Annotated in this window: 18 protein-coding genes and 1 pseudogene; 15 read left to right on the forward strand and 4 right to left on the reverse strand. The window is 44.8% G+C overall.

Annotation, left to right across the window (positions count from 1 at the left end; translation table 11 throughout):
• The first annotated feature begins 2 nt into the window (after window positions 1-2).
• Both AC2TDN_RS02625 and AC2TDN_RS02630 read left to right on the forward strand, forming a co-directional pair.
• Window positions 3-617 (forward strand): DNA-3-methyladenine glycosylase family protein, encoded by a 615-nt coding sequence (locus AC2TDN_RS02625; RefSeq protein WP_484686918.1) that lies wholly within the window; start codon window positions 3-5, stop codon window positions 615-617.
• Window positions 618-637: 20 nt separating this feature from the next.
• On the forward strand, window positions 638-1,348 hold the full coding sequence (locus AC2TDN_RS02630; protein ID WP_482065309.1) for a DNA alkylation repair protein: 711 nt from the start codon (window positions 638-640) through the stop codon (window positions 1,346-1,348).
• An 83-nt stretch (window positions 1,349-1,431) separates the two neighbouring features.
• Here the strand turns inward: AC2TDN_RS02630 and AC2TDN_RS02635 are convergent.
• Window positions 1,432-1,509, reverse strand: a pseudogene (locus AC2TDN_RS02635) (2OG-Fe(II) oxygenase); the annotation flags it as partial.
• 161 nt (window positions 1,510-1,670) lie between these two features.
• On the opposite strand from AC2TDN_RS02635, the gene AC2TDN_RS02640 reads away from it, so the two are divergent.
• A complete protein-coding gene (locus tag AC2TDN_RS02640; protein WP_484686919.1) occupies window positions 1,671-2,213 on the forward strand; it encodes an RNA polymerase sigma factor in 543 nt (180 codons plus the stop codon).
• Window positions 2,210-3,190 carry a DUF4871 domain-containing protein gene (locus tag AC2TDN_RS02645; RefSeq protein WP_482064855.1) on the forward strand — a complete coding sequence of 327 codons (981 nt, stop codon included), beginning with the start codon at window positions 2,210-2,212 and terminating at the stop codon, window positions 3,188-3,190. The genes AC2TDN_RS02640 and AC2TDN_RS02645 overlap by 4 nt, the downstream gene beginning before the upstream one ends.
• 102 nt (window positions 3,191-3,292) lie before the next feature.
• Here AC2TDN_RS02645 and AC2TDN_RS02650 read toward each other — a convergent pair whose 3' ends face one another.
• Window positions 3,293-5,950, reverse strand: coding sequence for an S-layer homology domain-containing protein (locus AC2TDN_RS02650; protein ID WP_484686920.1), 2,658 nt, complete (start codon window positions 5,948-5,950; stop codon window positions 3,293-3,295).
• Window positions 5,951-6,270: 320 nt separating this feature from the next.
• Here AC2TDN_RS02650 and AC2TDN_RS02655 point away from each other — a divergent pair, with 320 nt between their 5' ends.
• Together AC2TDN_RS02655 and metE are read left to right on the forward strand one after the other, a co-directional pair.
• Window positions 6,271-7,173 carry a LysR family transcriptional regulator gene (locus tag AC2TDN_RS02655; RefSeq protein ID WP_482064853.1) on the forward strand — a complete coding sequence of 301 codons (903 nt, stop codon included), beginning with the start codon at window positions 6,271-6,273 and terminating at the stop codon, window positions 7,171-7,173.
• Between the two features lie 111 nt (window positions 7,174-7,284).
• Window positions 7,285-9,573, forward strand: coding sequence for a 5-methyltetrahydropteroyltriglutamate--homocysteine S-methyltransferase (gene metE, locus AC2TDN_RS02660; protein ID WP_484686921.1), 2,289 nt, complete (start codon window positions 7,285-7,287; stop codon window positions 9,571-9,573).
• A 518-nt stretch (window positions 9,574-10,091) separates the two neighbouring features.
• Here metE and AC2TDN_RS02665 read toward each other — a convergent pair.
• Window positions 10,092-10,388: a hypothetical protein gene (locus AC2TDN_RS02665; protein ID WP_484686922.1), complete on the reverse strand. Its 297-nt coding sequence runs from the start codon at window positions 10,386-10,388 to the stop codon at window positions 10,092-10,094.
• Window positions 10,389-10,656: 268 nt separating this feature from the next.
• Between AC2TDN_RS02665 and AC2TDN_RS02670 the strand changes: the two genes are divergently transcribed.
• The 9 genes from AC2TDN_RS02670 to AC2TDN_RS02710 all read left to right on the forward strand — a co-directional run bounded on the left by AC2TDN_RS02670 (window position 10,657) and on the right by AC2TDN_RS02710 (window position 25,846).
• The gene (locus tag AC2TDN_RS02670) at window positions 10,657-10,788 is read left to right on the forward strand and encodes a hypothetical protein (protein ID WP_482064851.1); all 132 of its coding nucleotides are present in this window, start codon (window positions 10,657-10,659) and stop codon (window positions 10,786-10,788) included.
• Window positions 10,789-10,963: 175 nt separating this feature from the next.
• Entirely contained in the window at window positions 10,964-16,600 is a 5,637-nt protein-coding gene (locus tag AC2TDN_RS02675) for an S-layer homology domain-containing protein (protein WP_484686923.1), read from the forward strand.
• A 201-nt stretch (window positions 16,601-16,801) separates the two neighbouring features.
• Window positions 16,802-17,737 carry a carbohydrate ABC transporter permease gene (locus AC2TDN_RS02680; RefSeq protein WP_484686924.1) on the forward strand — a complete coding sequence of 312 codons (936 nt, stop codon included), beginning with the start codon at window positions 16,802-16,804 and terminating at the stop codon, window positions 17,735-17,737.
• Between the two features lie 2 nt (window positions 17,738-17,739).
• Window positions 17,740-18,606: a carbohydrate ABC transporter permease gene (locus tag AC2TDN_RS02685; protein ID WP_484686925.1), complete on the forward strand. Its 867-nt coding sequence runs from the start codon at window positions 17,740-17,742 to the stop codon at window positions 18,604-18,606.
• 84 nt (window positions 18,607-18,690) lie between these two features.
• Window positions 18,691-20,058, forward strand: a complete 1,368-nt coding sequence (locus tag AC2TDN_RS02690) for an ABC transporter substrate-binding protein (RefSeq protein ID WP_484686926.1) — start codon at window positions 18,691-18,693, stop codon at window positions 20,056-20,058.
• 70 nt (window positions 20,059-20,128) lie between these two features.
• On the forward strand, window positions 20,129-21,889 hold the full coding sequence (locus tag AC2TDN_RS02695) for a sensor histidine kinase (RefSeq protein ID WP_484686927.1): 1,761 nt from the start codon (window positions 20,129-20,131) through the stop codon (window positions 21,887-21,889).
• Window positions 21,890-21,907: 18 nt separating this feature from the next.
• On the forward strand, window positions 21,908-23,512 hold the full coding sequence (locus AC2TDN_RS02700) for a response regulator (protein ID WP_484686928.1): 1,605 nt from the start codon (window positions 21,908-21,910) through the stop codon (window positions 23,510-23,512).
• A 184-nt stretch (window positions 23,513-23,696) separates the two neighbouring features.
• Entirely contained in the window at window positions 23,697-25,391 is a 1,695-nt protein-coding gene (locus tag AC2TDN_RS02705) for a ribonuclease J (protein WP_484686929.1), read from the forward strand.
• Between the two features lie 107 nt (window positions 25,392-25,498).
• Complete coding sequence (locus AC2TDN_RS02710) at window positions 25,499-25,846, forward strand: AMP-dependent synthetase and ligase (protein WP_482064843.1); 348 nt, start codon at window positions 25,499-25,501, stop codon at window positions 25,844-25,846.
• Window positions 25,847-25,903: 57 nt separating this feature from the next.
• On the opposite strand, the gene AC2TDN_RS02715 is transcribed toward AC2TDN_RS02710, so the two are convergent.
• Complete coding sequence (locus AC2TDN_RS02715; protein ID WP_482064842.1) at window positions 25,904-26,248, reverse strand: WGxxGxxG family protein; 345 nt, start codon at window positions 26,246-26,248, stop codon at window positions 25,904-25,906.
• Between the last annotated feature and the right edge of the window lie 54 nt (window positions 26,249-26,302).

Consider the following 26,302-nt stretch of genomic DNA (forward strand, 5'->3'; position numbering starts at 1 on the left):
CTATGACAGTGACAACGAAGTTTTTTGAATACGGGCAAGCCGAAATCGATTATCTCAAAAGCGTGGATGAAACGCTTGGCGCTGCTATGACGAGATTGGGCAAGGTTGAGCGTGTCATCATTCCTGATCTGTTCACAGCACTCGTGTATGCTATAGTAGGCCAGCTCATCTCGTTGAAGGCTGTTCATACGATTTGGGAAAGAATGCAGCTTCAATTTGGTGAAATTACGCCGAGTCATATCGCTAAGCAGTCAGCTGATGATATTCAGCGCTGGGGGATTACGATGAAAAAAGCGGTTTGCATCAAGCATATTGCCGATATGATTATGGAAGACGCTTTGAAGCTCGATGATCTGTATGCGTTATCCGATGCAGAGGTCATTAAGAGACTGTCAGCCTTAAATGGAATAGGCAAATGGACGGCGGAAATGATGCTGATTAACGCGATGGAGCGCCCTGATGTTGTTAGCTGGGGCGATATTGCCATTCGACGCGGTATGATGAAGCTCTATCAATTGGATTCCATTACGAAAGAGGAGTTTGAACAATACCGCAGCCGCTATTCGCCTCTGGGTTCTGTCGCTTCTATCTACTTGTGGGAAATTTCATTTGAATAAAGGGAGTATAAGGGGTGAAAATGACGGAGAAAACGATCAAGGAGCAGTTAATAGCATTGTCCGAACCGGCTTATCAACAATTTTCCTCTGCACTTATCCCTACTATTAACAACGTGCTGGGTGTGCGGCTGCCTGTGCTGCGCAAGCTCGCCAAAGAGCTGGCGAAAGGTGATTGGCGGAGCTACTTGAAGCATGCGGAGAGCGAATACTTCGAAGAGGTCATGCTGCAGGGCATGGTCATCGGCTATTTGCAATCGGATGTGGAAGAAATACTACGTTACGTCGCTGATTTTGTCCCTAAAATCGATAATTGGTCGGTATGCGACAGCTTTTGCATCGGACTTAAATTTACGAAGACGAATAGGAAGCGGGTATGGGATTTTTTACAGCCGTATCTAGCGTCCAATAAACCTTATGAAATACGATTTGGTGTCGTGATGCTTCTTGATTTTTACATAGAAGAGGAATATATCAGTCGCTTGTTATCCTTATTGGACAGCGTGGAGCGTGAGGATTACTATGTCAAAATGGCGGTGGCATGGGCAGTATCCATTTGTTTTGTGAAGCTGCCCGAGCCTGCCCTGCGCTATTTGGAGAACAATTCGCTCGATGTATTCACCTACAACAAAGCGCTGCAAAAAATAACGGAGTCCTACCGTGTAGACCACGATACGAAAATAATGATTCGCAGTATGAAACGGAAAGAAAAGCAGCCTGAGCATTTGAATTAAAACAAATGACTGGCTGCTTTGTTATTTCTACTTGGCATCATGAAAAATAATGCCCAGACTGTACCTAATCCCCGATGTAATCGTACTTTTCCATACAAATCTTGATGCAAACAGTTGTAGCCTCCGGCTTCATATTTCAATATGAGCGGGGTGGAGCGGGTAAGCCAAAGAGAATGCAAAGCTATAATCGATACCTATGAGAAGCACGACCATTTTCGCAGCACCATCTTGAATGTAAGCGCAAGATAACGAAACTAAATTTAGTTGTGTGAAAATGGAACATTTCGTTATCGCTGTTGTCTAATGATATGAGGTGGTCGGCTTGGAGTACTTGAAAAGTATCACGATAACGGGTGATAACGCTGATTCGATTTTAGGTGATTTGATGGCAGCCTATGGGGACGATGTATGGCATTACGCTTTCATACTAGTCAAGAGCAAGGACGCAGCGGATGACATCACACAGGATGTTTTTTTAAACGCGTATCGTTTGCTGCATCGCTTTGAAGGCAGAAGCTCTCCCAAAACCTGGCTGCTTACGATCACGAGGAATAAGTCGATCAATTGGCTCAAATCTTCCTTTATTAAGCGTGTTATGTTAATGGGCTCCGTTACACATTCGAAGAGTCAGAGATCGGCAGAGCAGGAGGTTTTGGATCAAATGGGCGTGCATGAGATCTGGCAATCGGTAATGAGGCTGCCTGCCAAGCAGAGGGAAGTGCTGATTCTCGATGCCCACTATCAGCTTTCGTACTCCGACATGGCTGGGCTGCTGGCCATATCGGAAGGGACGGTCAAATCCCGCTTGCATCGAGCCCGTGCTCGAATGGAGCGCATGCTGAAGGAGGAGGGTGGGAAGCTATGAAAACGGATCAAGATTCGAAACCAGGCTGGTATGACACTTTGATAAAGCCTCCCTTTGAAGGTCAAAAATGGACTGTCGAGAAAAGTGAAAGCCTGCTGAAGGAAATTAGCATGCTAAAGCGAAAGAAAGCGGGTTTTAGCAAACGTTCCCTCAAGCTCGGTTGGTCGGTTTCTATATTTGCAATGATCGTTGTTGCTCTGGCATTTATTTGGACAGATGGATTTAATGAAAGAACCTCTATTGATGGGAGGAGCAATAGGAATGCAGCAACGATTGCTAAAGCTGAGTGGGAGATGTTCCCAGGCGGAGATATGATTGCAGGTAAACCGGCAGGTGCGATGTACATGATTCATAAACCACTTTCGGAATTGCTTGGCCACAAATTACAAATCATCGCAACCCATCAAGAGACGGGAATGACCTTAGAGGAGCTTACAGAAACCACAATCAGTGAAATGAATGCACAAGAATATGGTAAAGATTTATTTTCTACAGTAGATGCTGTCACTAAAACGCGGATTGTTTCAGGTATGGCGATCCCTTTGGGCGGCAAATGGCGCTTTGAAATGTTCATTGACGATGTATCGAATGGGTATAAGGAGTGGAATGTTCCTGACGGCGGCTGGGAGCTGAGCCCTTCATTTGTGTCTGGTCCGTATTCAATGACTGGGACTAAGGGGAAGTTAGGCTTTATTGATCCAGGTTTTATCGCAGGCAAAGGGAATAAGTATATGTGGCATTTTTGGGGGACGAATGAGGAGCTCACCGGAGACTTGCAAATCTATGCGGTTCGGGAGTCGACAGATGATTTATTGACGGTATTTGAGAGCAGGGTTCGGCCAGGAAAACATAATGGAGCAGATGCCGTGCTGCCGTCTGGGATGACGCTGCCGTATGCAGGCAAATGGAAGCTAATCGTCATGATTAACAAACAGTGGTTCGGGAATGTGATTGTTCAGGTTGAGAAGGGGGTGTAAGGAGGGTGCCGTAGTATAAACTAAGTATTAAGCAGTATGTCACAGCATTGTTCAAAAATGGGGAGAGGAAGGGCGGATGCCCCTCCTGCTCGATATTGATCTTTAAGGGTTCCAAGTATGAAGCGGAGTATAACCATCCGCTACATGCTCTTCATCAAACGTTATAGGAATAATGTAATATCCGATAACTTCATAATTTTTATCATATAAGTAAACGTAGAAGAAAACGTCCTCTACATTTTTCCCAATTTTCGGATCAGTAGATTGATGGTAGTAAGATTCGAGAATTGAGTATTCTTTACCATCATCAAGATTGATCGCACTAGCTGTCAATCCGATATTTCGGTGCGTGAATTCCAGCGGAGCTGTATTAAGCTTTAGGTTTTCTTTTCCTGGAGCATCAGGATAGCTGCTCGTCTTTAGGAATATGGATTCTTGTGAGTATCCAATATACTTGGCGTTAGGTTGTTCTTTTGTGATTTTTTGCGGGTCAAGAAAAACCTTGAAAGCATTTCTAAAAGGAATTTGGAAAAATAACTCTTCTTGTTTGAAAGCATCAATGAGCTCTTGCTTGTTCAGCGTTACGGCTCTAACTCCGAAATTATCGATTATTCTCGTTACAGGAGTCAAATCATAGTGATAGGTCCCGCTATACAGAAGTTTTTGATCACGTATTACTTTAACATCAAACGAACCAGTTGACGATGCTATAGAATTAGCTTCTAATAAGCAATGATCAGAGGCACAGGTTTTAAATGGTGTTAAATCTCCTGATTTGTAAAGTTCAATAGAATCAGTTTTGAGTAGCCTTTTTCCTTCAACCATACCGAGGTCAAATAAATATTCATATTCATGTGATATTTTGCCTTGAGTAGATTTATAAGTACTTTGCCGTTTAATCATTGAAGCCTCTTGAATGGATCTTGGATAATGAATGTTAATCGTGTATACCTTTATTCGTAATTTATCTCCGCTAACTACGCTGATCACAACTGCAATGTCATTGAGTGGAGCGATATTTACATTGAAAGTGCTCGTTTCTGTTGGTAGTTCTTTATTTTCAAAACTGTTTCTTTGACCGCTAGTTATAAAGTAAGATACTTTCTCATAAGCAGATTTTGTTACAGTGACAGGTACAGTTATGGCTTGAGTGTTACGATCAATAATGACGCTGTAAGAAAAAACGTCAGGCTTAAAGCCAATTTCCTTTTCATAATAGTTCTTATCCAGCTGTGTAAGAGAGAACCCTTTAAGAGATAAATCTATTAGTGAAGCATCCTTACATTCTATCGGCGGGTTTGCTCCTTCACAGCTATTGTTGCTGCCACCGCCATTAGTACCGCCATTAGTACCGCCATTAGTACCGCCATTAGTACCACCACTTGAACCATCATTGGATCCGCCGCCAATCGCGCCACCGCTGCTTGGAGGATTCGTGATGGAACCTGCAGCATCTCCACCAACTTGAGTAGGCTTGGTCTCGAAGCTGGATCCCTTCGCGCCATTATTGACAAACGCGCTCTCTACTTTACCTTGTCCAATCAACTTGGCCACTGCATCCAGAACGAGCTGAATGACTTTAGCATCCTTGCCTAGATTCACTTCCGCGTTTGTTCCAACGGAATCGACATTTAATTTATTAATGGATCCACTCGGTATGCTCACTTTGATGTTTGAAGCAAGAACATTTACATTTTCATATACTCCAGTAAGCTGTACTTGTGAGTTAGCAGGCAGCACATTGGATAATTCGACATGATTAAAACCACTATCCGTTACGAATGACTCTTCCAATTTCACAGGAGTTTGCACCAAAACATGTTGTACGGAAGTGGCTCCAGCAACGACTACGCGCACTGATCCATCTTTCTTGTCGACAGTAATTCGCACTAACACAGAGTCCTCGAAATGAATGGAATTCGCTCCGCCGCCTTGAATGGTTGTTGTGCCTCTGACGGTTACTTTCTTAAAGAAAGCATCGCCCTCTCCTACCTTGGCCGCAATCGTTAGATTACCCTCAATAATAGTATTTTGAAGGGTAACACCGGCAGCGGACACCACAACGTTTCCTTTTATCGTTTTCGTACCGCTCTCAGGACCGTATAACCCTGCTTTATCATAATTAGTATCAGGCATGTATACCGTAAGAGCATTTACAAGCAATGTTACAGCTTGCGCTCTCGTAAGTTTATCCTTCGGTCCGAAGTTGCCGTTTGTATAGCCGTTAATAACCTTCTTATTCACTAGAGCCGCTACCGAAGGTTTGCTCCATGCCGCAATTTTAGACTCATCCTTAAATTGCTCTGTACCTTGATTGCCGCGAAGCTCCAGCTTGAGCAGGCTTGCAACCATTCCAGAAGCTTCCTCGCGCGTAACCTGTTTATTAGGACGAAACGTGCCATCCTCATAACCTTTAACATATTCAGCATTTACTGCAGCAGCTACTTGTGCGTAAGCCCAGTTCGTGCTTGTCAGATCGGTAAAAGAAATTTTAGACTGCTCAGTAAGTTTGAACGAACGATTAATCAGTGCAATCAATTCAGCTCGGGTAATTGCACGGTCAGGTTGATAAGAGCCGTCAGAGTATCCCTGTACCCATTCTTGCTCAACCCATTTGCGCATATTTGCTTCTGCCCAATGACCCTTCAGATCATCCGAAGCAGTTTTCTCGGCTGCCCATACAGAACTAGATAGCGACAGGGACATCGCAAGTATTACTAAGAGGCTTACAGATTTTTTCATTTTTTTAAACAATGACAAGTTAATTCTCCTCTACTAAATTAGTGATAATTACAATTCCCCTAGACCATTCATCAAAAATCGAGTCTAAACTGCATAATTTTTAGTAGATTAGACCTAATTTTTAATAAATATAGGCGAATAGTGAGTTATTCCATTATATCCATGATCCTCCATTATGTCGATAGAATAGGTATGAAGTCTACTTGACTTTCAAAAGTTCCGCAAAATGGTATTTCTTTTACCCTTTTTAGTTCTAAATGGAGCAAAGGGGTTATTAGCAAGCTTTAATAAACTTTGTATAATGTAGGAAAGAGAAAGGTTAGAAGGGAGTATTTCAATTGACGCTGCAACAATTAAAATATGTAATCGAGGTCGCCAATCGGGGCTCCATTAATGAAGCTGCGAAGCGGTTGTTTATCTCGCAGCCAAGCCTTTCAAATGCGATTAAGGATCTGGAAGAAGAAATGCAGGTTGCGATTTTTGATCGATCAAATAAAGGCATCTCCTTATCAAAGGAAGGCGTTGAATTTTTAAGCTATGCCAGGCAGGTAGTTGAGCAGGCTGAGCTGCTGGAAAGCCGGTACCTTAATGCGAAGCCCTCCCCACAGCATTTTTCAGTTTCTACTCAGCATTATGCATTCGCGGTTAATGCATTTGTAAGCTTGGTTCAAGAGCATGGTCATGATGAATATGAGCTATCTTTGCGAGAAACCAAAACCTACGAAATTATAGAAGATGTCAAAAGCTTGCGCAGCGAGATCGGGATTCTATATCTTAACGAGTTCAATGGCAATGTCATCAACAAGCTGCTCAAAACAGCGAATTTGCAATTCGTCAGCTTATTTACAGCCAAGCCGCATATTTTTATCAGTATTAAAAATCCGCTCGCGAATCAATCGATCGTGACCATTGACCAGCTTCAGAACTATCCGTATTTGTCGTTTGACCAGGGCGAATACAATTCGTTTTATTTTTCGGAAGAGATACTCAGTACGATGTCACATAAGAAAAGCATCCGTGTAAACGACCGGGCGACGCTTTTCAACTTATTGATTGGATTAAACGGTTATACGATTTCGACAGGGGTTTTAAGTGCCGATCTTAATGGCAATGAAATTATCCCTGTACCTTTGGATATTGATGAAACAATTAATGTAGGTTGGATTTCCCATAAAAATACGTCGCTGTCTAAGCTTGGAGCGGCATATGTGGAGGCACTTATACAAGCGACAGCCCAATAAAAGTGTTGATATAGCCTTGGGCTATAACTAGATATAGTTTAATCCAGTTACACTATACCAGCGAATACATGATATCTTTCTTGTAACAATTTGTTTAGGGAGTGTTGCAAGATGGTGAAGAGCAGCGTATTGGGTTATCCGCGTATTGGTGCAGATCGTGAATGGAAGAAAGCGCTCGAAGCGTTTTGGTCCGGAAAGCTTGAAGAATCGGAGTTTCACAGCAAGCTTAAGGAAATTCGTTTGAGTCATTTGCGCAAGCAGAAGGAGAAGGGCATCGACCTTATCTCGGTCAATGATTTCAGCTATTACGATCATATTCTTGATACGGCTGCTATGTTTGGCATTATTCCGAAACGATTCAGCTATGAGGGCGGCGCTGTGCCATTGTCTGTCTATTACGGTATTGCCCGTGGGACGAAGGAAGCAACAGCAAGTGAAATGACGAAATGGTTTAACACCAACTATCATTATATCGTTCCTGAGCTGGATGGGGCGACACCTGCACTTACCGAAAACAAGCCTTTAGAGGCTTATCGTGAAGCTAAGCAAGAGCTAGGTATCGAGGGCAAGCCGGTTATCGTAGGACCGCTCACCTTCCTGAAGCTGTCAAAAGGGTACAGCGCTTCGGAGACGGATGCATGGCTTGCGCGTTTGGTGCCGCTATATGTACAGATCCTTCAAGAGCTTGCGAGTGAAGGGGTTCAATGGGTACAGATTGATGAGCCAATTGTCGTAACGAAATTAAGCGACGCTGATCTTGGGCGATTGAAGACGATTTATGAGACTTTTGCTGCAGCAGCACCAAGCTTGAGCATCATGCTGCAAACTTATTTTGAATCGGTAGAGAACTATAGTGACATCGTTGCGCTGCCTGTTAACGGAGTGGGACTAGACTTCGTGCACGGATTGTCCGGCAATCTCGCTTCGATTAAAGCTTTAGGTTTTCCAGCGGACAAGGTACTAGGGGCAGGCATTATTGACGGCCGCGGCATCTGGAAGGCGTCACTTCGCGAGAAGCTGGCATTGCTGGAGGAGCTTGCTGAAATCGTTCCGGCAGATCGGTTAATCGTACAATCGTCATGCAGCTTGCTTCATGTTCCGGTTACGGTTCAAAATGAAACGAAGCTGTTGCCTGAGCTGAAAAATGCGCTTGCATTTGCTGATGAGAAGCTAGGCGAGCTTGTCCTTCTTGCAAAAGCCATCTCTTCAGGCGGATCAGAAATTACAGCTGAGCTGGAAAACTGCGATACGGCTCTACAGGCGCTTAAGCAGTCGGGTGAGCGTAATCGCAATGACATTCAGCAGGCAGTTGCAGCTATTAGCGTTCAAAATCCAGTACGCAGCCTTCCTTTCGCAGAGCGTCATATTGCACAGCAGAAAAAATGGCAGCTGCCGATTTTCCCGACAACGACCATTGGCAGCTTCCCGCAATCCGCAGAGGTGCGCAAGGCACGTCAGCAGTGGCGCAAGGGTGAATGGAACAATGAGCAGTATGATAACTTTATCCGAGAGCAGATCGATATTTGGATTAAGCTGCAGGAAGAGATTGGGCTTGACGTTCTTGTGCATGGCGAATTTGAAAGAACGGATATGGTTGAATTTTTCGGCGAGAAGCTTGCAGGCTTCGCGTTCACCCAGTTCGGCTGGGTGCAGTCGTACGGTTCTCGCTGCGTGAAGCCTCCTATTATTTTTGGAGATGTCGCGTTCGAGGAAGCGATGACGGTCGAGGAAACCAAATATGCTCAGACGAAGACCGAGCGTCCGGTTAAAGGAATGCTGACAGGTCCGATTACGATAATGAACTGGTCGTTCGTCCGCGATGATATTACACGCGAACAAATCGCATACCAGCTGGCTTATGCCCTTAGACAAGAGGTTGAAGCGCTTGAGCAAGCAGGCATTGGCATGATTCAAGTGGATGAGCCTGCCGTTCGTGAAGGGCTGCCGCTTAAGGTAGAAGATCAAGCGGAGTACCTCGCATGGGCTGTCAAAGCGTTCCGCATGACTACTTGCACGGTTCAGGACACGACGCAAATTCACACGCATATGTGTTATTGCGAATTCCATGACATGATCGATTCGATTGAAGCTATGGATGCGGATGTCATTTCGATCGAGACATCCCGCAGTCACGGTGAGCTGATTCATAGCTTCGAGCTCAACACTTACAAGCTGGGCATCGGATTAGGCGTATATGATATCCACAGTCCACGAATTCCGCGCGTAGAGGAAATGACCAGTATGATCGAACGCGCCTTGCGCGTGCTTGACCCGAAGCTCTTCTGGATCAATCCCGATTGCGGACTAAAAACGCGCGGCTACGAAGAAACGATCGACTCGCTGCGCAACATGGTTGAAGCGACGGAGATTGCTCGGGCTAAGCATTCCTTGCAAGTGTAGTACTAGAGTTAATATAGTCGAAGTTGAATAACAAAGATGAGCAGGTGCCGTGGCGCCTGCTCTTTTTATTTTCGCTAAAGGGTAGAAGAAAAAAAGATACAAAATGAACGTATTCGTAGATTTTCAGGAACGAGTTTTGTTACTATAGGATAATAATCCCAATTTTGCGGAGTAGGAAAAGGTGGAGAGGATTCAGGATAACGGATATGTGTTGGATGGGGAACATTGGCTCTAATCAATGCGGGACTTGCACAGAGTAAAAATAGGAACGGACTCAGCTGGTTTCTTATTTCGGTGTTCATCGGTCCGGTCGCAACTTTAATCCTTGTAATAGGGAAGAAGAAACTGGAACAGTGATTCCTAGTAGCAAGCGGAATGTCTGGCGACTGGAAGGTCTATGCAACGACTAGAGATGGACATTCCATGGATATCAACGTTAGTGCAGGACAAATGAAATAAAGAACGGCAGTGGGTGTATGGCAATTTATTTTGCAAGTCCTATGCTGACATTGCTGCAACTACAATCTCTTGTATCGTTTTTTTCCAAAGCGTCTTGGCCATACCTTACGGGATTCCATTTCGGATTCCATACTTGATTCCATGCCGAATTCCATACCGCTTGCCCCATTCGGAGACGATTCACCGTAATTGGCACCGTAACTGGCGCCGTTATTGGCGGAAGCTGGTTCGCTGGATGAACTATTCGTTCCTTCGTTGGAAACTGAAGTTGTGTTGATATTTATCGTTCCGACATTCCCAAAAATAATCGTACCTTCGTTTCGCTGGATTATGACCCGTCCAAGCTGGCATCCCATATACGCACAGCATTCCTTTCCATTGCTACTATTTGAGGCTGCAAGATCATGCTAGCCACTTGCTCTCTCTATTCTATGAACAATTGGATTAATTGGTATTGGCGCTTCGTAGAGTTACAGAAGCCTTTTTTAGAACAGTTGGATGCAGCCTTATGTTGTATGTCGTATTAATAATGGTGTTTCGAGTGATCAGCGTATCCTCTGGTACTTATGGCCGAGTCGAGAATGAATAATAAAGCAAGCTCGAGAGCTTAGGGAGGTAATCGTAATGCAGGAGCTTGTTGGCTGCTGTAAGGAATGCAAGAAGCAAATTTTTTGCAATGATGGTTTTATAGATGGAATCATACTAGATGACAAAACATTAGTATGCTTCGACTGCTTCGATAAGGATCAAGAATAAAGCTTGCAAGGTGAATATTGGAACGAATGCAGCGCGGACGGAGCTTGCCTTTCGAATGATAGGGCTCTTCTATTTCTGTTCGAAAAGATTTTAAACAATTCGATAAAGATATTAAACTCCTTATACATGTTCATGACTCTATAATGGAGTTAATACATGAAAAGGAGGAGGTACTATGCTTCAAAAATTAATGAAAGCGATTGCAAGAGTACAGATTCTAACGATGTTATTAACTACAGCATCCATAGGAGCAGCAACAGCAGCAGCTGAGTCTAATGGTATTTCATCAACGTTCGTTGACGTTGCCAATCACTGGGCCTCTGAGGAGATTAACCGTTGGGCGCAAAAAGGCATCATCAAAGGATATAAGGATGAGACATTCAAGCCCAATGCTTCTATTTCACGATCGGAGTTTGTATCCCTGGTGAGCCGAGTTTTTGGGTATACGGATAAAGGGGAACGTGCCTATGCTGATGTTGCACCTAGCGCTTGGTATGCGGAGGATGTGTCCAAGGCTTCAACAGCTGGGATCGTATCTGGCGATGATAAGGGGAATTTCAGACCGGAAGCACCGATCAGTCGGCAAGAAGCAGCGTTGATTCTTTCCCGGGCATTCGATTTGAAAGCGAAGGATCATAGCGCATCCGATCGCTTCACCGATGCTAGTCTTATCGCGAGCTGGAGCAAGGACGCAATTAATGCTCTGCTTGAAGGCGGCTATGTATCGGGGCGCGGAGACCATATCTTCGATCCTCAGGCTCCTCTTACGAGAGCGGAATTTATCAAAATGATCGATAATATGGTTGGGGAGTTGAAAAATACAGCAGATACGTATACCGGCAATATCTCAACTAATCTCATGATTAACACAAAGGATGTAAATATAAAAAACATGGTCATTTCAGGCAACTTGTATATAACACAGGGTGTGGGCGACGGCAATATATCGCTCGAAAATGTGATCGTCAAAGGCCGGACCATTGTGCGTGGCGGAGGCGAGAACAGCATCATCATTAACAGCTCGACGCTGGAAGGACAGTTAATGGTTCTCAAGCAGGACGGGAAAATTCGCATTGTCGTACAAGGCGAGTCAAATATACCGCATGTTCAGCTGAAATCCGGCGCGAAGCTGGAAGGCAGCTTTGACAGCATATCCATAGAGGCTCCTGGCGTTACGGTATCCGTAACAGAAGGCATCGTCGATAAAATCGATGTGTTGGAGAACGCAATCGGATCGAGCGTGAAATTAAAAGGAGGAAAAGTAAATCAATTAAACGTCCACACGAAGGCAGCAATTGAGCTAATGGGCGCAAAAGTCACAAATGTAAGCATTCAAAAATCAGCGGCAGGCTCGACCGTGCAAATGAGTGCGGATGCATCCGTGGCAAACTTTGTAGCGGACGCGCTGGCAGAGGTAAAGGGCAATGGAACTATTGAAAACGCTGTCATCAATGCAAATGGCGTGAAGATGGAACCGAAGCCGGCTCGTGTAACGATAGCGGATGGCGTGCAATCAGATGTATCAGCATCTAAGCCATCTGGAGGCGGAACTTCAGGCGGCAATCAGCCAGTGAGCAAAACAGCAGCAGAGGTTGCTGCGTCAATCGCCGCGATCACGGCGCCAACAAAGGATGCTACAGCATTAACGCTCCCAACGGTGCCGACCGGATTTACAGTAGCGATCAAGACTTCAAGCAATGCAAACGTTATTGCTCTAAATGGAACGGTTGTGCCTCCAGCTGTACAAACGACCGTGAACCTCGTGTTGGAAGTAACGAGGACATCCGATAACAGCAAGGCAAGCACAGGAAGCATTGCGGTAGTCGTACCAGCGAAGAGTGATGAGCCCGCGGCTCCAACAGATATCCAATTAAAAGAGGCTGGCTTTAACTATATCAGCGATATTTCAGAAAATAGGATTCATGTTACTTCTGGCGACAGCTATATTTATACCGTTGATACGGCTGAAGGTGCAGGTCGTACCACCATGACTATTAAAACGGTGGATGAGCTTCTGAGTCAAATTACGGCTAAAACGGCTGTTCCTCAAACCTATGCGGTCAAGGATACAAATGGGCTTGCCAAGCAATTAACGGATTCGATAGCACCGGGAGATATTTTAACGGTAAGTGCAGACCAAGCTTCAAAGGATTATACCGTAAATGTCGTCAAAGGCGCGTTAAGAGGGAAAATGCAGCTAGTAAACAGCGAGATCACGGCGAATACGCAAGCTGATGTCGTGTTGAATTTTTTTGCCGGAATGAGAAGTCCATCAACAGAGGTTGTCCTGAAGGTTCCGAAGGGCATTAACGCTACCATGGACAACACAACGGTAAACGTGATTGGCAGAGGTGAAGTTAAGCTTTCCGGGCTTGCGACACAATCGATAGGCAGAGTAGGCGAGGGATACCGATTCCAGCAGGTTGGTACTGTCGCGATTGATAACAAGGAGGATGGAAGCCAGCTTATCACCTTTAAGGGCCTTGATTTAAGACCGGCAAACGGAGCGGATCTTCAAATTACGTTTAAGGATGTGACCGTCGAAGCAGGCGGCTATTTATTTGAGGCTTCCTACACGACCTCTGAGCCGGAAGTACTGACAAGTCCATGGAGTCCGGTCCTGTTAAAGGCTGTAAGTACAATTAGCGACTTCAAACGGGTTCTGGATAAGAGTCTTACTTATAAGGAGAGCATCGACACCTATACGAAGGCAAAATTCAGCTGGAGCGCTGCTAAGAATGCCGCTTCCGTCAAGTTGATGCAATCAACGAATAAAGGGGCGACATGGACGGAGGGCGCAGCTGTCGTTAGTGCACAGAGTGAAGAAGTAGAGGTAACAAACCTTACTCCGGACACCGAGTATTATTTTAAGCTTGTTATTGCTGGCGGCGACAATGCGGGAGATTCTAATATCGCTAAATTTTACTCGGGTAAACTGAGTGCCAAGCTGATGGGCGCAAAAGGTGATGGCACGGCTGACGACACGCAGGCGATCAATGATGCCATATTGTATTTGAACGCTTTGGGCGGAGGCACGCTGCTGTTTGAGAATGGTACATTTAATGTAAGAACCGTCCTGCTTCAAAGCAATGTATACCTTTATATCCATAAGGATGCTACTTTATCTGCATTAAAGGGCGGCGATGCCCCGGAGACTACGTATTTCTCGGATAAGGGATATCGCTCAGGCACATCCGCAACGACGACAGGACCCTATGATGATCCTGAAAATTACTTGACCAAGCAGGATGTAGGCCATCATTATTTTAGAAACAGCATGTTCTTTGGTGAAAGACTAGACAATATCAAAATTATCGGCAATGGCAGAATTACTGGCAATGGCAATCTGGTGACTGGCGACGGGGTTATGAATAATGCTCCAAACAATCGTACAGACAAAATGGTTACCGTAAAGCTGAGTACAAACTTTGAATTCGGCGGCTTGGATAACGGGCTTGATCTCTGGTACGAAGAGACGAATTCACCTACCACTGATGAACCGTATTATATTAAAAGCATAAACGCGGATGGCAGTAATGAGGTTAGGCAAACGGACATCAGCAATATGCTCAAAGTGGATCGGGCCGGACATTTTGCAATGCTGGCAACCGGAACAGATTATATTAATACGCATGACTTTTATTATGACAAGGGCAGCGGCGGCGGAGCCCGAGATGTTTTTGACTATATGCAAAGCAGTTATGTTACGGCCAAAAATATTTATGCCAAAGGCACCTCTGACGATATTGTAAAGCTGGGAAGCGATTCCTCACTAGGCTTCACTAGACCTGCTACTGATTTTTACGTTCGTAATATTATCGGAGATACCAACTGCAATTTATTCCAGATCGGCAGTGAAACGGTAGACGATATTAAAAATGCGTATGTCGATAACATTTACGTGCTCGCAGGCAACAAAGCCGGCTTTTCAATTTCCACGAATGACGGCGGCCATATCGAAAATATTTATTTGAATGACGGTCAGACGGGTACCATTCACCATAAGTCAGAAATGAGACGGACGCGCGCGCCATTCTTTATTTCGATCTCAAACCGTGGACGCGTGATCGGCGGTGACGCAAAACGAATGATTTTTATGGAAAATGGTGTACAGAGAGATGAACTGTTAAGCACAAATGTAAACATAGGGCGTGTAAAAAATATTTTCATCAAGGATGTCAATATTGAAGAGGTCTATCAAGGCAGCCAATACGGTGATCCATCCAAGAGATGGGTTCCGTATACCAACCAGAAAAAAGCGACACCAATTATTGCAGGCTATAAGGTTGGCGAGGGCGGACCAACGCTTCCTGACGGACGCAGGATCGGCTATATCGAGAATTTGAATTTTGAAAATGTGGATGTCTTAGTCAAGGGCGGGAACAGCTTCGCTGATACCGAAATAACTCCTCCGGAGCTCGGCGTAGGCAAATATAACGTAAATGACATTGGCGAACAACCATCCTACGGCTTCTGGGCAAGACATGTAGATGGACTGACGTTTAAAAATGTCACAACAAGATTCGAGAATAATGATGACCGCTATGCAATCGTGCTGGATGATGTGAAAAATGCAACCATTGATCAGATGAAAATGGTCAGCGGGACTGGCAACCCTAATGTCATACAGTTATTAAATGCGAGCAATATTAGCGTTACGAATTCATCTTACTACAAGAATACTTGGAATAATGAGCTTACTCCTCTCGCTGACTTGAACAATGTAACAGTGACTGGAAAAGAGACTTATCCGAATAACTGGGTACAGAATCTGCAGAACACGTCCATTCAATTGAAACGGGCCGGACACCTGAATCTAACGAATGTAGACCTTGCTGCCAACTCGATTACAGCAGTAATGGGAGCGACTGTGCCAGATGTCATTAGTCAATTAGAATCAACGGATGGGACGATACAGACGTACTCGGTCACCGATTCGTTAAACGCTGAGAAAAATTCGGGAATCGTTGTGACAGGAGACATACTCGTCGTAACCGCCCAGGATGGAACGACGAAGAAAAGCTACAGCATCATTGTTCCTGCAGAGATCGTCGTTGAAGGTGAGCTAAGTTCCGTTACGAAGAGTATCCCTACTATTACGATTTCAACCTCATCCACCAATGGAATCGCTTATCTCCAAACGAATGCTGTTCCAGTCGGAGAGTGGATTGAATTCAGCATTGCCGTTCCGGAGGCGGGTACCTATGACGTATCATATCGTTATAAGACCAATACGGCGGGAAGGGCTACTGTTCAGTCCTATGTCAATGGGGAGATGAAGGGTCTGCCGGTCAACCAAAATAATACAACAGCCAATTCGTTTATATCGGTCGATCTAGGTCCGTCCACATTCACGGCAGCAGGCAGCTATCCGGTGAGATTCGCTGCCGTTAACGCGGGCTCGATCGTGATCGACCACATTAAGTTTGTGAAAGCAGCCTCTTTGAAGCTATCAAGCAACGCGAATATTCAATTGAAAGCAGAGGGACATCCGAATTTAACGACGCTCGACCCTGCAGAGCTTACAATTGGAGCAGTGAGCGGCACTACCGCTGATCAGCTATTTGTGCAAGTAAGCTCTATAGACGGATCGACACAAACGTATTCCGTCACGGATTCTGTCTATGCTGCAAAGCTTTCGGGCGAGCTTGTCACAGGCGATCATTTGCTCGTAACGGCAGCCGATGGTGCTGTTCAGGTCACGTATACGATCCATGTCGCACCGGCAGCTGGCATCGCTTCAGCTCCGACAGCCGCCAAATTATCTCCGCCAATCATTACAGGGGATGAACCGAAGCAGATTGAAGACTGACAACACAAAATGGCGGGCAGGATTCGTTCCTGTCCCGCTATTTTTAGGTGAAAAGCACTTTCTACAGCAAGCAACTAGTAAAGATCTTAAACATTCCGATAAAGATATTTGATTCTCCGTCCTATATATTTCCTCTACAATTAAGACATGAAAGCGGATTCAGTTGATGCCGTTTAGACGACTTAGAGTGGAGGAGACCGAGTGAATACTAATCATCCAACTGTTGTAAACCGAAAGATCGCCAGAAAACAGAAGCCGCGCATCCACTGGCTGCCTTACCTATTAATTGCCCCAGCGATTGTTCTCATTATCGTCTTCCTGTTCTATCCGGTCGGGAATGTGTTTTATTACAGCTTGCAGCAGTTCAATCCGGCGAAAGCATACGAGAATGGCTTTGTTGGGTTCGACAATTTCAAGACGATCTTCACAGCTGACGAATTGTTTCTATCGACCTTGTGGGTATCGGCTAAATGGGTGTTCATAGGTGTTGCTCTCCAGCTCGTATGCGGACTCGGAATTGCGCTTATGCTGAATCAAGCATTTAAATTTCGCGGTGTATTCAGATCGGCTGCGATTTTGCCATGGGCCATCTCAGGGGTTGTAACCTCCACCTTATGGCAAATTTTATTTAATGAGCAAATAGGGCCGATCAATGATCTGTTTTTGAAATTAGGGTTTATCGATCATAAGATCGCATGGCTTTCCGAAATACACACCGCATTTCCAGCTATCGTTACCGCTGAATTATGGAGGGGAATCCCTTTCTTCACCATCGCGCTGCTCGCCGGCTTGCAGACCATCCCGACTGATTTGTATGAATCAGCAGATGTAGATGGAGCAGGGAAATGGAAATCCTTCATCCATATTACGCTCCCGTTCTTGAAGACGACCATCATATTAACAACTTTGCTGCGGGCTGTCTGGGAGTTCAACAACGTAGATCTCATATTTGTAATGACGAATGGGACAGGCGGACCGATTGATTTAACGACAACACTCCCGATGTACATCGTTAAGCAAGCGATTATCGCGCAAGAATTTGGTTACGGCTCTGCGCTTACCGTAATTGGCTTTACGATCCTGCTGCTGTTTGCCATCTTCTACTTGAAACTAAGCGGTTACGGAAAGGAAGAGTAAGCATGAGAAACACGCAAACCTTGAAAGCTGCTTCATTTATTCCCAAGCTGGCGGAAAGAACATTTCTGTTGTATCTACCGATGCTGCTTGCGATGTTGTTCACATTACTCCCGTTATTTTGGGCGCTTGTCACCGCGTTTAAGAGGGAGAGCGACATCACTAAGCTACCGATCAAATACTGGCCGCTGCCGGCGACATTTGAGAATTTCCGGATTGCATGGACTAACGTAGGCTTCTCCAAATATTTCGTCAACAGTTTAATCGTTGCGAGCTTGACTGTACTCATCGTGCTGGTTTGCTCGATTCTCGTAGGGTACGCGATCAGCCGATTCAAGTTCCGCGGCAAAAAGCTCTTTATGCTGCTTCTGTTATGCACGCAGTTCATTCCAGGGGCTATGCTCCTTATTCCGATGTTTGAGATTTTTAGATCGCTGCATCTCACAAGCAATTTGCTCGCATTAGTCATCATTAACAGCACGTTCCAGCTTCCTTTCAACGCGATATTGATGAGCGGTTTTATTACGAACATACCCGAGCAGCTTGAAGAGGCGGCCATGGTGGATGGCTGCAGTCGGTTGAAATCTGTTTTCCTCGTCATATTCCCTATCCTGGTGCCAGGTATCGTGGCGACAATGGTCTATACGTTTATCGGATCATGGAATGAATTTTTGTTCGCACTCATGCTGATCAGTAAAAAAGCGCTCTTCACGCTGCCTGTCGGACTGCGGTACATGCAGGGCGAATACGACATCCAATACGGCGCATTGGCTGCTGGAAGCGTTATTGCTTTGCTGCCGGCAGCAGTCTTGTTCGCTTACGTTCAAAAGTTTTTGGTACAGGGCATGAGCGCGGGAGCTGTGAAGGGTTAATTGAATATTACTAATTTATTCTTTTCTGGTACTTAACTGAAAAGGAAATTAGCATAAATGAATCGAATAAGAGGAGATGTGTATATGTACAAAAAGGGACTCACACAGTTGATGGTAATAGGAACAGCATTAGCGTTAATGGTATCAGGATGCAGCAATGGCGGAAACGGGACGAATAAGGAGACGCCAGCGGCAAATCAAGCCTCTGAGCCGCCATCCCAAACGAGCGAACCGTCGGAAAAAGTGAAGCTTACCTTCTGGGACGAAAATCCTGGGCCCAATCGAACTCCTTTTTATGAAGAGCTTATAGTACGATTTAACAAACAGCACCCGAACATCGAAGTGGAATATACGGGTATCCCGGCAAGCGGTGCCAAGCAAAAGTATGACGTTGCGATTGCGACCAATGACACGCCTGATGTAGCGGGCATCAACATGGTTTGGTTATCCGATTTTGTGGCGAAGGGAGCAGTTCACGAACTTGATCCTTACTTCAATGATTGGAGCGATAAGGACAAAATTGCTTCAAATATGGTGGAGTTCGACCGGGGGTTAACCGCAGACAATAAGCTTTATTATCTTCCGCATACGATGTTTCTAGATATTCTTTGGTACCGGACGGATTGGATAAAGGACGCTGGATTGAAAGCGCCTACAACCTGGGATGATTTCTTCACTAATATCGACAAGCAAACCGACATCGCAAACAACCGTTACGGCTTTAGCATTCGCGGAGGCTCGGGAAGCATTAATCAGCTTACCTCGATGATGTATGCCTATTCCGGCATAACGGAATATTTCACGCCTGACGGCAAAGCGACGGTTAGAGATCCGAAAATCGCTGAATTTTTAAATAAGTATGTCGTGCTCTATAAGAAAAATACACCCGTAAGCGACGTTACGAACAGCAACAAAGAAATGAATGCAACGTTCGATACAGGTACTTCGGCCATGATTCAGCATAATTTCGGTTCATACAATGACCATGTTAAAAACCTGGGCAACGACAAATTCGCAGGCGTTATACCGCCCAAAGCAGCAAATGGCAAAAGAGTCGTCGTTCCGGTTGCAAACGGGTTGGTGATTTTCAAAAATACCAAGCATCCCGAGGAAGCATGGACGTTTCTAAGCTACTTGATGAATGCCGAAAGCCAAACGTACTGGAATGAAAGCATTGGCCAAATGCCGACTAACACCGTTGCACTCGAGAGCGATTACGTAAAGAGCACGCAGCATATTTTGCAAGGCGCAGAGGTGTTGGCGGATCAGAATACGGTTGCGTTAAAGCTGCCTTTCCATCTGCCGGATTACACGAAGATTACGACGCAGCAGCTTGAGCCTGATTTCCAAAAGGTGCTTACCGGCAAAATGAGCGTCGAAGACTTTGTTAACGGCTGGGCTGATTCAATGGAGAAAGCGAAAGCGGACTATGATGCGGCAATGAAAAAATAGAGTATTCATCGCATTTGGGGTGAGCGTTCATTCGCTCCCCCTGAATGTTTTTATTTGTAGGGGGAGTACTGTGCCGATATTTCGTTCATTAAAATCAACGATTATTTGGTTGTTTATCCCGATTATCATCGTATTTGTACTGGCAACAGGAACGATCTCTTTTTATCTAGCCTCGCAACAGCTGAAAGAGAATGCATCGACCAATTTGAACGATACGATTGCTCAAACCAAAAGCTTATTAAGCGAAAAATTAACGGCGTTTATTGCGGAGCTAATAGGCTTGGAAAATAAATCGGAATGGATTTCCATTATGAACCGGACCGATAATCCGAATGTAGCTTTAGAGCCCGAGGACTATATTTTTATCAATAAAGCTTTGGATTCTTATTTTGAACGATATTCGATGCTGGACTCCGTGTTGTTTTATTACAATGAAGGGCGAGCATCAATGTACAAAAAGGACTCGATGAGCTCAACCGTTGAAGTTTCCTTAGAGGAATATAGTCGCAAATTAGACAGCGAGCGCCTCTCCGTCATTAAATGGCTGAATATCCATGATGAAGTTAATTTAGCTGCACCGCAGGTGATCAGTGTTTACCGCATGTTCGGAAAAAACAAATCGCATACAAAGGGGATTTTCATGATGAATTTGAAAAGCCGCTTTTTTAGCGATTTATTGAATAATGCAAAGATCAGTACCAATGGTTATTTATGCCTCGTAAGCGATGACGGGGTTATGCGATTTAAAAATGTCGAGCATCGATACGAAATGGATGAAACGGATCTTCAGAGGGTGCTGATGGCAACGGATCAGTCTTCCGGGCAAATCAATATGACGAATAAATTCGGCGAGAACATGCTGATCGTTTACGATACGCTAAGCCTGAATAAATGGAAGGTTGCCGCCATCGTACCGGAAGGCGAATTGTTCAACAAAGTGAATTCCATCGGTCTCGTGATCGTTGCCGTGATGCTTCTGGTCATTGTCTTTGCCATACTTCTCTCCAATATCGTAGCTCATATCATTACGAAGCCTCTCATGAAGCTGACCCAAACGGTAAATCGCATCGAGGATGGGAATCTGTCAATGAGGTACAAGGCGAACCCGACCAATGAAATCGGCGTTCTGAGCAGAGGAATCCAGGATATGATGCTCCGCATTGCTAATTTGTTAAATGAAGTGAAGGACGAACAGGAGAAAAAGAGAGCAGCGGAGCTGGCTGTTTTGCACTCGCAGATTAAACCTCATTTTCTATACAACACGTTATTCTCGATTAAACAGCTTTGCGAGATGGAAGAAAACAAAGAAGCTGCAGAAATGGTGACGGCGTTGTCCAACTTTTATCGAATCAGCATTAATAAAGGAAATGAAATCATTCCCCTCTCCCAAGAGATCGAACATATCCGAAATTATTTGTACATCCAGCAGATGCGCTATCGCGAGGATTTTATTTATGAAATCGAGCTTGACCCGGATATTTTGCAATGCAATATCGTAAAGCTGACTTTACAGCCTCTAGTTGAAAATGCGATCTATCATGGCATGAAGCAAAAACGCGGACAAGGCTTGATCCGCATTTGGGGACAATTAACGAACCAAGAGGTGCGGCTGTATGTAGAGGATAACGGACTTGGAATGCCGGCAGAAGCGGTAGAGGCGATCAACCAAAGCTTGCGGGAGGACGAGGATCAAGGAGCTGCTATTGGGTTTGGCATTCGTACCGTAAATAAGCGGCTGCAGCTAAACTATGGGACGATGTATGGTCTTCAATATGCATGTAAGAGTGGCGGCGGAATAATCGCTACGATAAATATCCCATTTTACGGATGACGAGAAGGGGGACGATTGATGATGAAGGTTGTCATTGTAGATGACGACAGCATTATTCTCAAAGGGTTATCGCGAACCGTACCATGGGAACAGAATGGGTTTACACTGGTAGGCTCGGCTAGAGATGGTGAAGAAGCGTTGACCCTGATTGCAGAAACGCGGCCAAATCTGATATTAACAGACATCCGAATGCCTTTTATGGATGGCTTTCAATTGACGGAGGCTGTGAAAGAGCAGTTCCCGGAGATAAAAATTATTATGCTGACGAGCTTTGATGAGTTTGAGCTGGCGCATCGGGCGCTGAAATTGAAGGTTTTTGATTATTTATTGAAGCCTGTCGATACGCAGCTACTCTTGGAAACGGCGAAGCGGGCGCTTGCGGAGCTAGCGTATGAGAATGAAATGAAGCGCAAGGTTTTGGAAGGCATGCCGCTCCTGAGACAACGGTTTTTGGAGAGATTAATCAAGGAGAACTTATCCGAGGAAGAGATTCGTTCACACAGCGAGTTTCTTCATTTCAAGCTGACGAGGTCAAAGTATGTTGTCATTATTTTAACGGCAGACGATTACAGCTACCCCGATTATCAGAACCGCTTTGGCAAAGAAATGCTGAAATACTGCATATTGAACGTTGCCGAGGAAACGATGCTGAATGATTATGAGGGCGTCGTTTTCGAATCGGAAAATGATGAGATTGTCATCATCTATAATGCGGATGGCGAGCAGGACTCGATTGAGCAGACGACACTGCATATAGCGGAGACGATTCGAGTCAACGTTGAAAAATATTTGAAAACGACCGTAACCGTTGGAATCGGCTTTATTTATAACCATCTTGGCGACGTTTCCCTATCGTATCGCGACGCAAAGGCCGCTATTGAATTCCGTCATATCATTGGAACAAACAGAGTGTTAACCGTCGGGGATACCGGACTTCCTCCAACGAGCTCGACAGAAATTATTTTAAACGGATTAGAGAACGAATTTGTAATGAAAGTAAAGCTGGGGCTGGAAAAAGAAGCACATGCGATACTGGACACGATCGAGCAAAGGGTGCTTGAAATGAAGTTCGTGTCGCTTACGCAAGTCCGTCTGATCGGCATTGGCATCAGCCTGCTTCTATTTAAGGAGCTGGAAGAAATAGCGATACGAAATGTGAAGTTTAAAGAAAATGTGGAAAGCGTCTATTCCTATTACAATGTATTGGAAAGGTTTCAGACGGTGCAGGAAATTTTTGAATCGATCCGTCTTTTGACGGGGAACTTCCTGGACATTGCGAATCGTCAGCGCGAGATTCAAACCAAAAGCATGGTGCATTTGGCCATCGAGTATATTGAGAGTAACTATGCCACGGAAGGGCTGTCGCTGCAAGAGGTCGCCCGATATGTACATATCAGTCCTACCTATCTCAGTATTTTGTTTAAGAAGGAGAAGTTGATTACGTTCAGCGACTTTCTGCTTCAAACAAGGATGAGATCGGCAACGGAATTGCTTCGAATAAACGGTCTGAAATCCTACGAAGTCGCAGAGCAGGTCGGCTACAGCAACCCGCAATATTTTAGCCAATGCTTCAAGAAGTATACGGGATTCTCGCCATCGGAGTATAAGAATAGCGCTCTTTGATGATGCATGCCATGTTCCTGGTCATCAAGGAAATAACAAAGCCGGTGAGATTATGTCTCGACCGGTTTTTTTCTATGGATTTGAGCTAGTGGATTTCAGTGAAATGAATAAATGGGACTAGTCTTTACAATAATACTTGTTGAATGTTGGAAAGAATAACAAACGGTAGATGGGAGGAATGATTATGAAGCAGAAAGAGATAAATGAGGAAATAACGGAGAGCAAGCTGTCTATATTTGCTCTCGGCGGCGTGTACGAAATTGGGAAAAATATGTATGTCGTACAGTATGCAGACGATATCGTCGTCATTGATTGCGGATCTAAATTTCCGGATGAGAGCTTATTGGGTATTGATCTGATTATCCCTGACATCTCATACTTGTTGGAGAATAAGGACAAAGTTCGAGCCTTGGTGATTACCCATGGACATGAGGATCATATCGGCGGCATTCCGTACATTTTGAAGCAAATGAATATGCCTGTTTATGGAACAGCGTTGTCCCTTGGTTTAATTAAAGGGAAGCTGAGGGAGAATCGGCTCAAAGGGATTGTTCAGCACGAAATCCACTCTGAATCTTTAGTCGAGCTAGGCAGTCTGAAGCTGTCTTTCTTTCGTACCAATCACAGCATACCGGACTGTCTTGGTGTCGTCATTGAAACGCCCGAAGGCAAGGTTGTGCATACCGGAGATTTTAAATTCGATCTTTCCCCGGTCAACCAACAGTTTCCGGATATTCACAAAATGGCTCATATCGGTGAAAGCGGTGTTTTGGCGTTACTATCCGAGAGTACAAATGCGGAACGGCCTGGATTCACGCCATCAGAGCTTGTCGTAGGTGAACGCATTGAGGAGGCTTTCCAGAAAGCAGAAAACAGAGTGTTTTTATCTACCTTTGCCTCCAATGTGAACCGTGTGCAGCAGGTCGTTGATGCTGCCAAAAAAACAAATCGAAAGCTGCTATTGCTTGGTCGAAGCATGGTAAACGTCGTATCGGTTGCATTGGAGCTTGATTATTTACGGGTGCCGGAAGGTATGTTAATTGAAGCAAAAGAAGCGAATGAGCTGCCTAGAGAAAGGCTAGCTGTGTTATGTACGGGCAGCCAAGGGGAGCCTATGGCCGCTTTATCAAGGCTGGCAAGCTCAACCTATCCGCATATCGAAATATTAGCGGGGGATACGGTTATTTTTGCCTCTTCGCCGATCCCCGGAAATGAAAGAAACGTATCGAGCACATTGAACCATCTTTATATGCTGGGCGCGCATGTCATTCATGGATCGGGCACTTCAACCGGCATGCATGTTTCAGGACATGGCAGCCAAGAAGAGCTGAAGCTTATGCTAACCCTTATGAAGCCGAAATATTTTATTCCGATTCATGGGGAATATCGGATGCTGTACCAGCACCGGCTTCTGGCGGAGTCCGTTGGTGTAGAGAGAGAAAATATTTTCATTATGAATATCGGTGATGTGCTCGATATTAAAGATCAAACGGCTCGCCAAACACGTAAAGTTGCAGCAGGCAACACCCTTGTTGACGGATTGGGAATTGGTGATGTTGGAAACGTAGTCCTGCGTGACCGCAAGCACCTTGCAGAGGATGGCATTCTCGTTGTGGTTATTACCCTTAGCCGCATGGAGGGCTCCTTATTATCCGGGCCAGATATCATTTCACGCGGTTTTGTTTATGTAAGGGAGTCCGAGGCATTGCTGAAGGAGGTCAGCCAATTAGTTATAAAGACCGTAAAAGATCTACAGGAAAATGGAAATGACGGTAAGTGGTCCATCTTGAAGCACAATTTGAAGGAGTCCATTAGCAGGTATGTATACGCTCAGACCAAGAGAAGACCAATGATTCTTCCGGTTATTATTGAAGTGTGACTTTGCACGGATAAAAATAATGAAAATGAAGCATATGCAACGCATAATATTCGTCAGAATTAAACATAATACGGTAGTTGCCAAATAAACGTACAGGAGGAAATACCATGAATCAGCTTCAACCTAACAATCAAATTTCCGAGCAGCTAGCGCATGCAGAACAGATGATACAACAATTGATTCAGCAGACTAACCAGGCGTCAGCTCAGTACCAGCAATTATTAAAGCAGGAGCAAAACAATGCCGTACTGCTTGAGCAAATTGCTCAACGCGAGCAGCAAGCCGCACATATTATTCAAACCGCTTTGCAAGGTCACCAAACGGCTATCCAACAGCTTAATCAAATTTCAAGCATTTGCAAACAGATTGCAAATGCTTCGTTCCAGCAAGCTCCAATGGCGTTTATGAATACGAACAATCAATCAACTGGTTTTTCGAACTATACATCGCATTAAGATGCATTAGCACCCCCTCTGCAATTAAGCGGAGGGGGTGCAATTTAATTATCGTATTTAAGCGCGGTCACGTTCACGATCGTTTGCGCGGTTTCTCATGCCAGCCAGCCCCAATAAACCTAGAAGACCAAGCCAACCCCAATCAAAGCCATCATCGTCTGTTGCAGCATTTGTTCTATAGTTGTTTGCGTTCATTGGTGTTCCGTTATAATTGGTTTGTCCGATCCGGTCAAAATCGGTTCCTAATGCACGATTGGTATCGTTAATGCCACGGTTGACATCATGACGCATCTCCGTACCAGGCGTATTGTTGTTAGCACTCATGGTTTCAGCAGAAGCCGGAATTGCGGAGAACATCATTAAACAGCCGATAAATCCAATCATTAATAAAAACTTCTTCATTTGCTTATCCCACCTCATTTGTTTTTTATAGTACTGGTTTATATTCTGCAATGA

This window comes from Paenibacillus sp. Y660, from assembly GCF_057221575.1.

What these genes read in the sequence shown, in the direction of transcription:
- metE (WP_484686921.1), top strand. Translation starts at nt 7,285, where the DNA reads ATGGTGAAGAGCAGCGTATTGGGTTATCCGCGTATTGGTGCAGATCGT.
- AC2TDN_RS02645 (WP_482064855.1), top strand. Translation starts at nt 2,210, where the DNA reads ATGAAAACGGATCAAGATTCGAAACCAGGCTGGTATGACACTTTGATA.
- AC2TDN_RS02675 (WP_484686923.1), top strand. Translation starts at nt 10,964, where the DNA reads ATGCTTCAAAAATTAATGAAAGCGATTGCAAGAGTACAGATTCTAACG.
- AC2TDN_RS02690 (WP_484686926.1), top strand. Translation starts at nt 18,691, where the DNA reads ATGTACAAAAAGGGACTCACACAGTTGATGGTAATAGGAACAGCATTA.
- AC2TDN_RS02670 (WP_482064851.1), top strand. Translation starts at nt 10,657, where the DNA reads ATGCAGGAGCTTGTTGGCTGCTGTAAGGAATGCAAGAAGCAAATTTTT.
- AC2TDN_RS02665 (WP_484686922.1), bottom strand. Translation starts at nt 10,388, where the DNA reads ATGGGATGCCAGCTTGGACGGGTCATAATCCAGCGAAACGAAGGTACG.
- AC2TDN_RS02700 (WP_484686928.1), top strand. Translation starts at nt 21,908, where the DNA reads ATGATGAAGGTTGTCATTGTAGATGACGACAGCATTATTCTCAAAGGG.
- AC2TDN_RS02625 (WP_484686918.1), top strand. Translation starts at nt 3, where the DNA reads ATGACAGTGACAACGAAGTTTTTTGAATACGGGCAAGCCGAAATCGAT.
- AC2TDN_RS02715 (WP_482064842.1), bottom strand. Translation starts at nt 26,248, where the DNA reads ATGAAGAAGTTTTTATTAATGATTGGATTTATCGGCTGTTTAATGATG.
- AC2TDN_RS02630 (WP_482065309.1), top strand. Translation starts at nt 638, where the DNA reads ATGACGGAGAAAACGATCAAGGAGCAGTTAATAGCATTGTCCGAACCG.
- AC2TDN_RS02710 (WP_482064843.1), top strand. Translation starts at nt 25,499, where the DNA reads ATGAATCAGCTTCAACCTAACAATCAAATTTCCGAGCAGCTAGCGCAT.
- AC2TDN_RS02705 (WP_484686929.1), top strand. Translation starts at nt 23,697, where the DNA reads ATGAAGCAGAAAGAGATAAATGAGGAAATAACGGAGAGCAAGCTGTCT.
- AC2TDN_RS02685 (WP_484686925.1), top strand. Translation starts at nt 17,740, where the DNA reads ATGAGAAACACGCAAACCTTGAAAGCTGCTTCATTTATTCCCAAGCTG.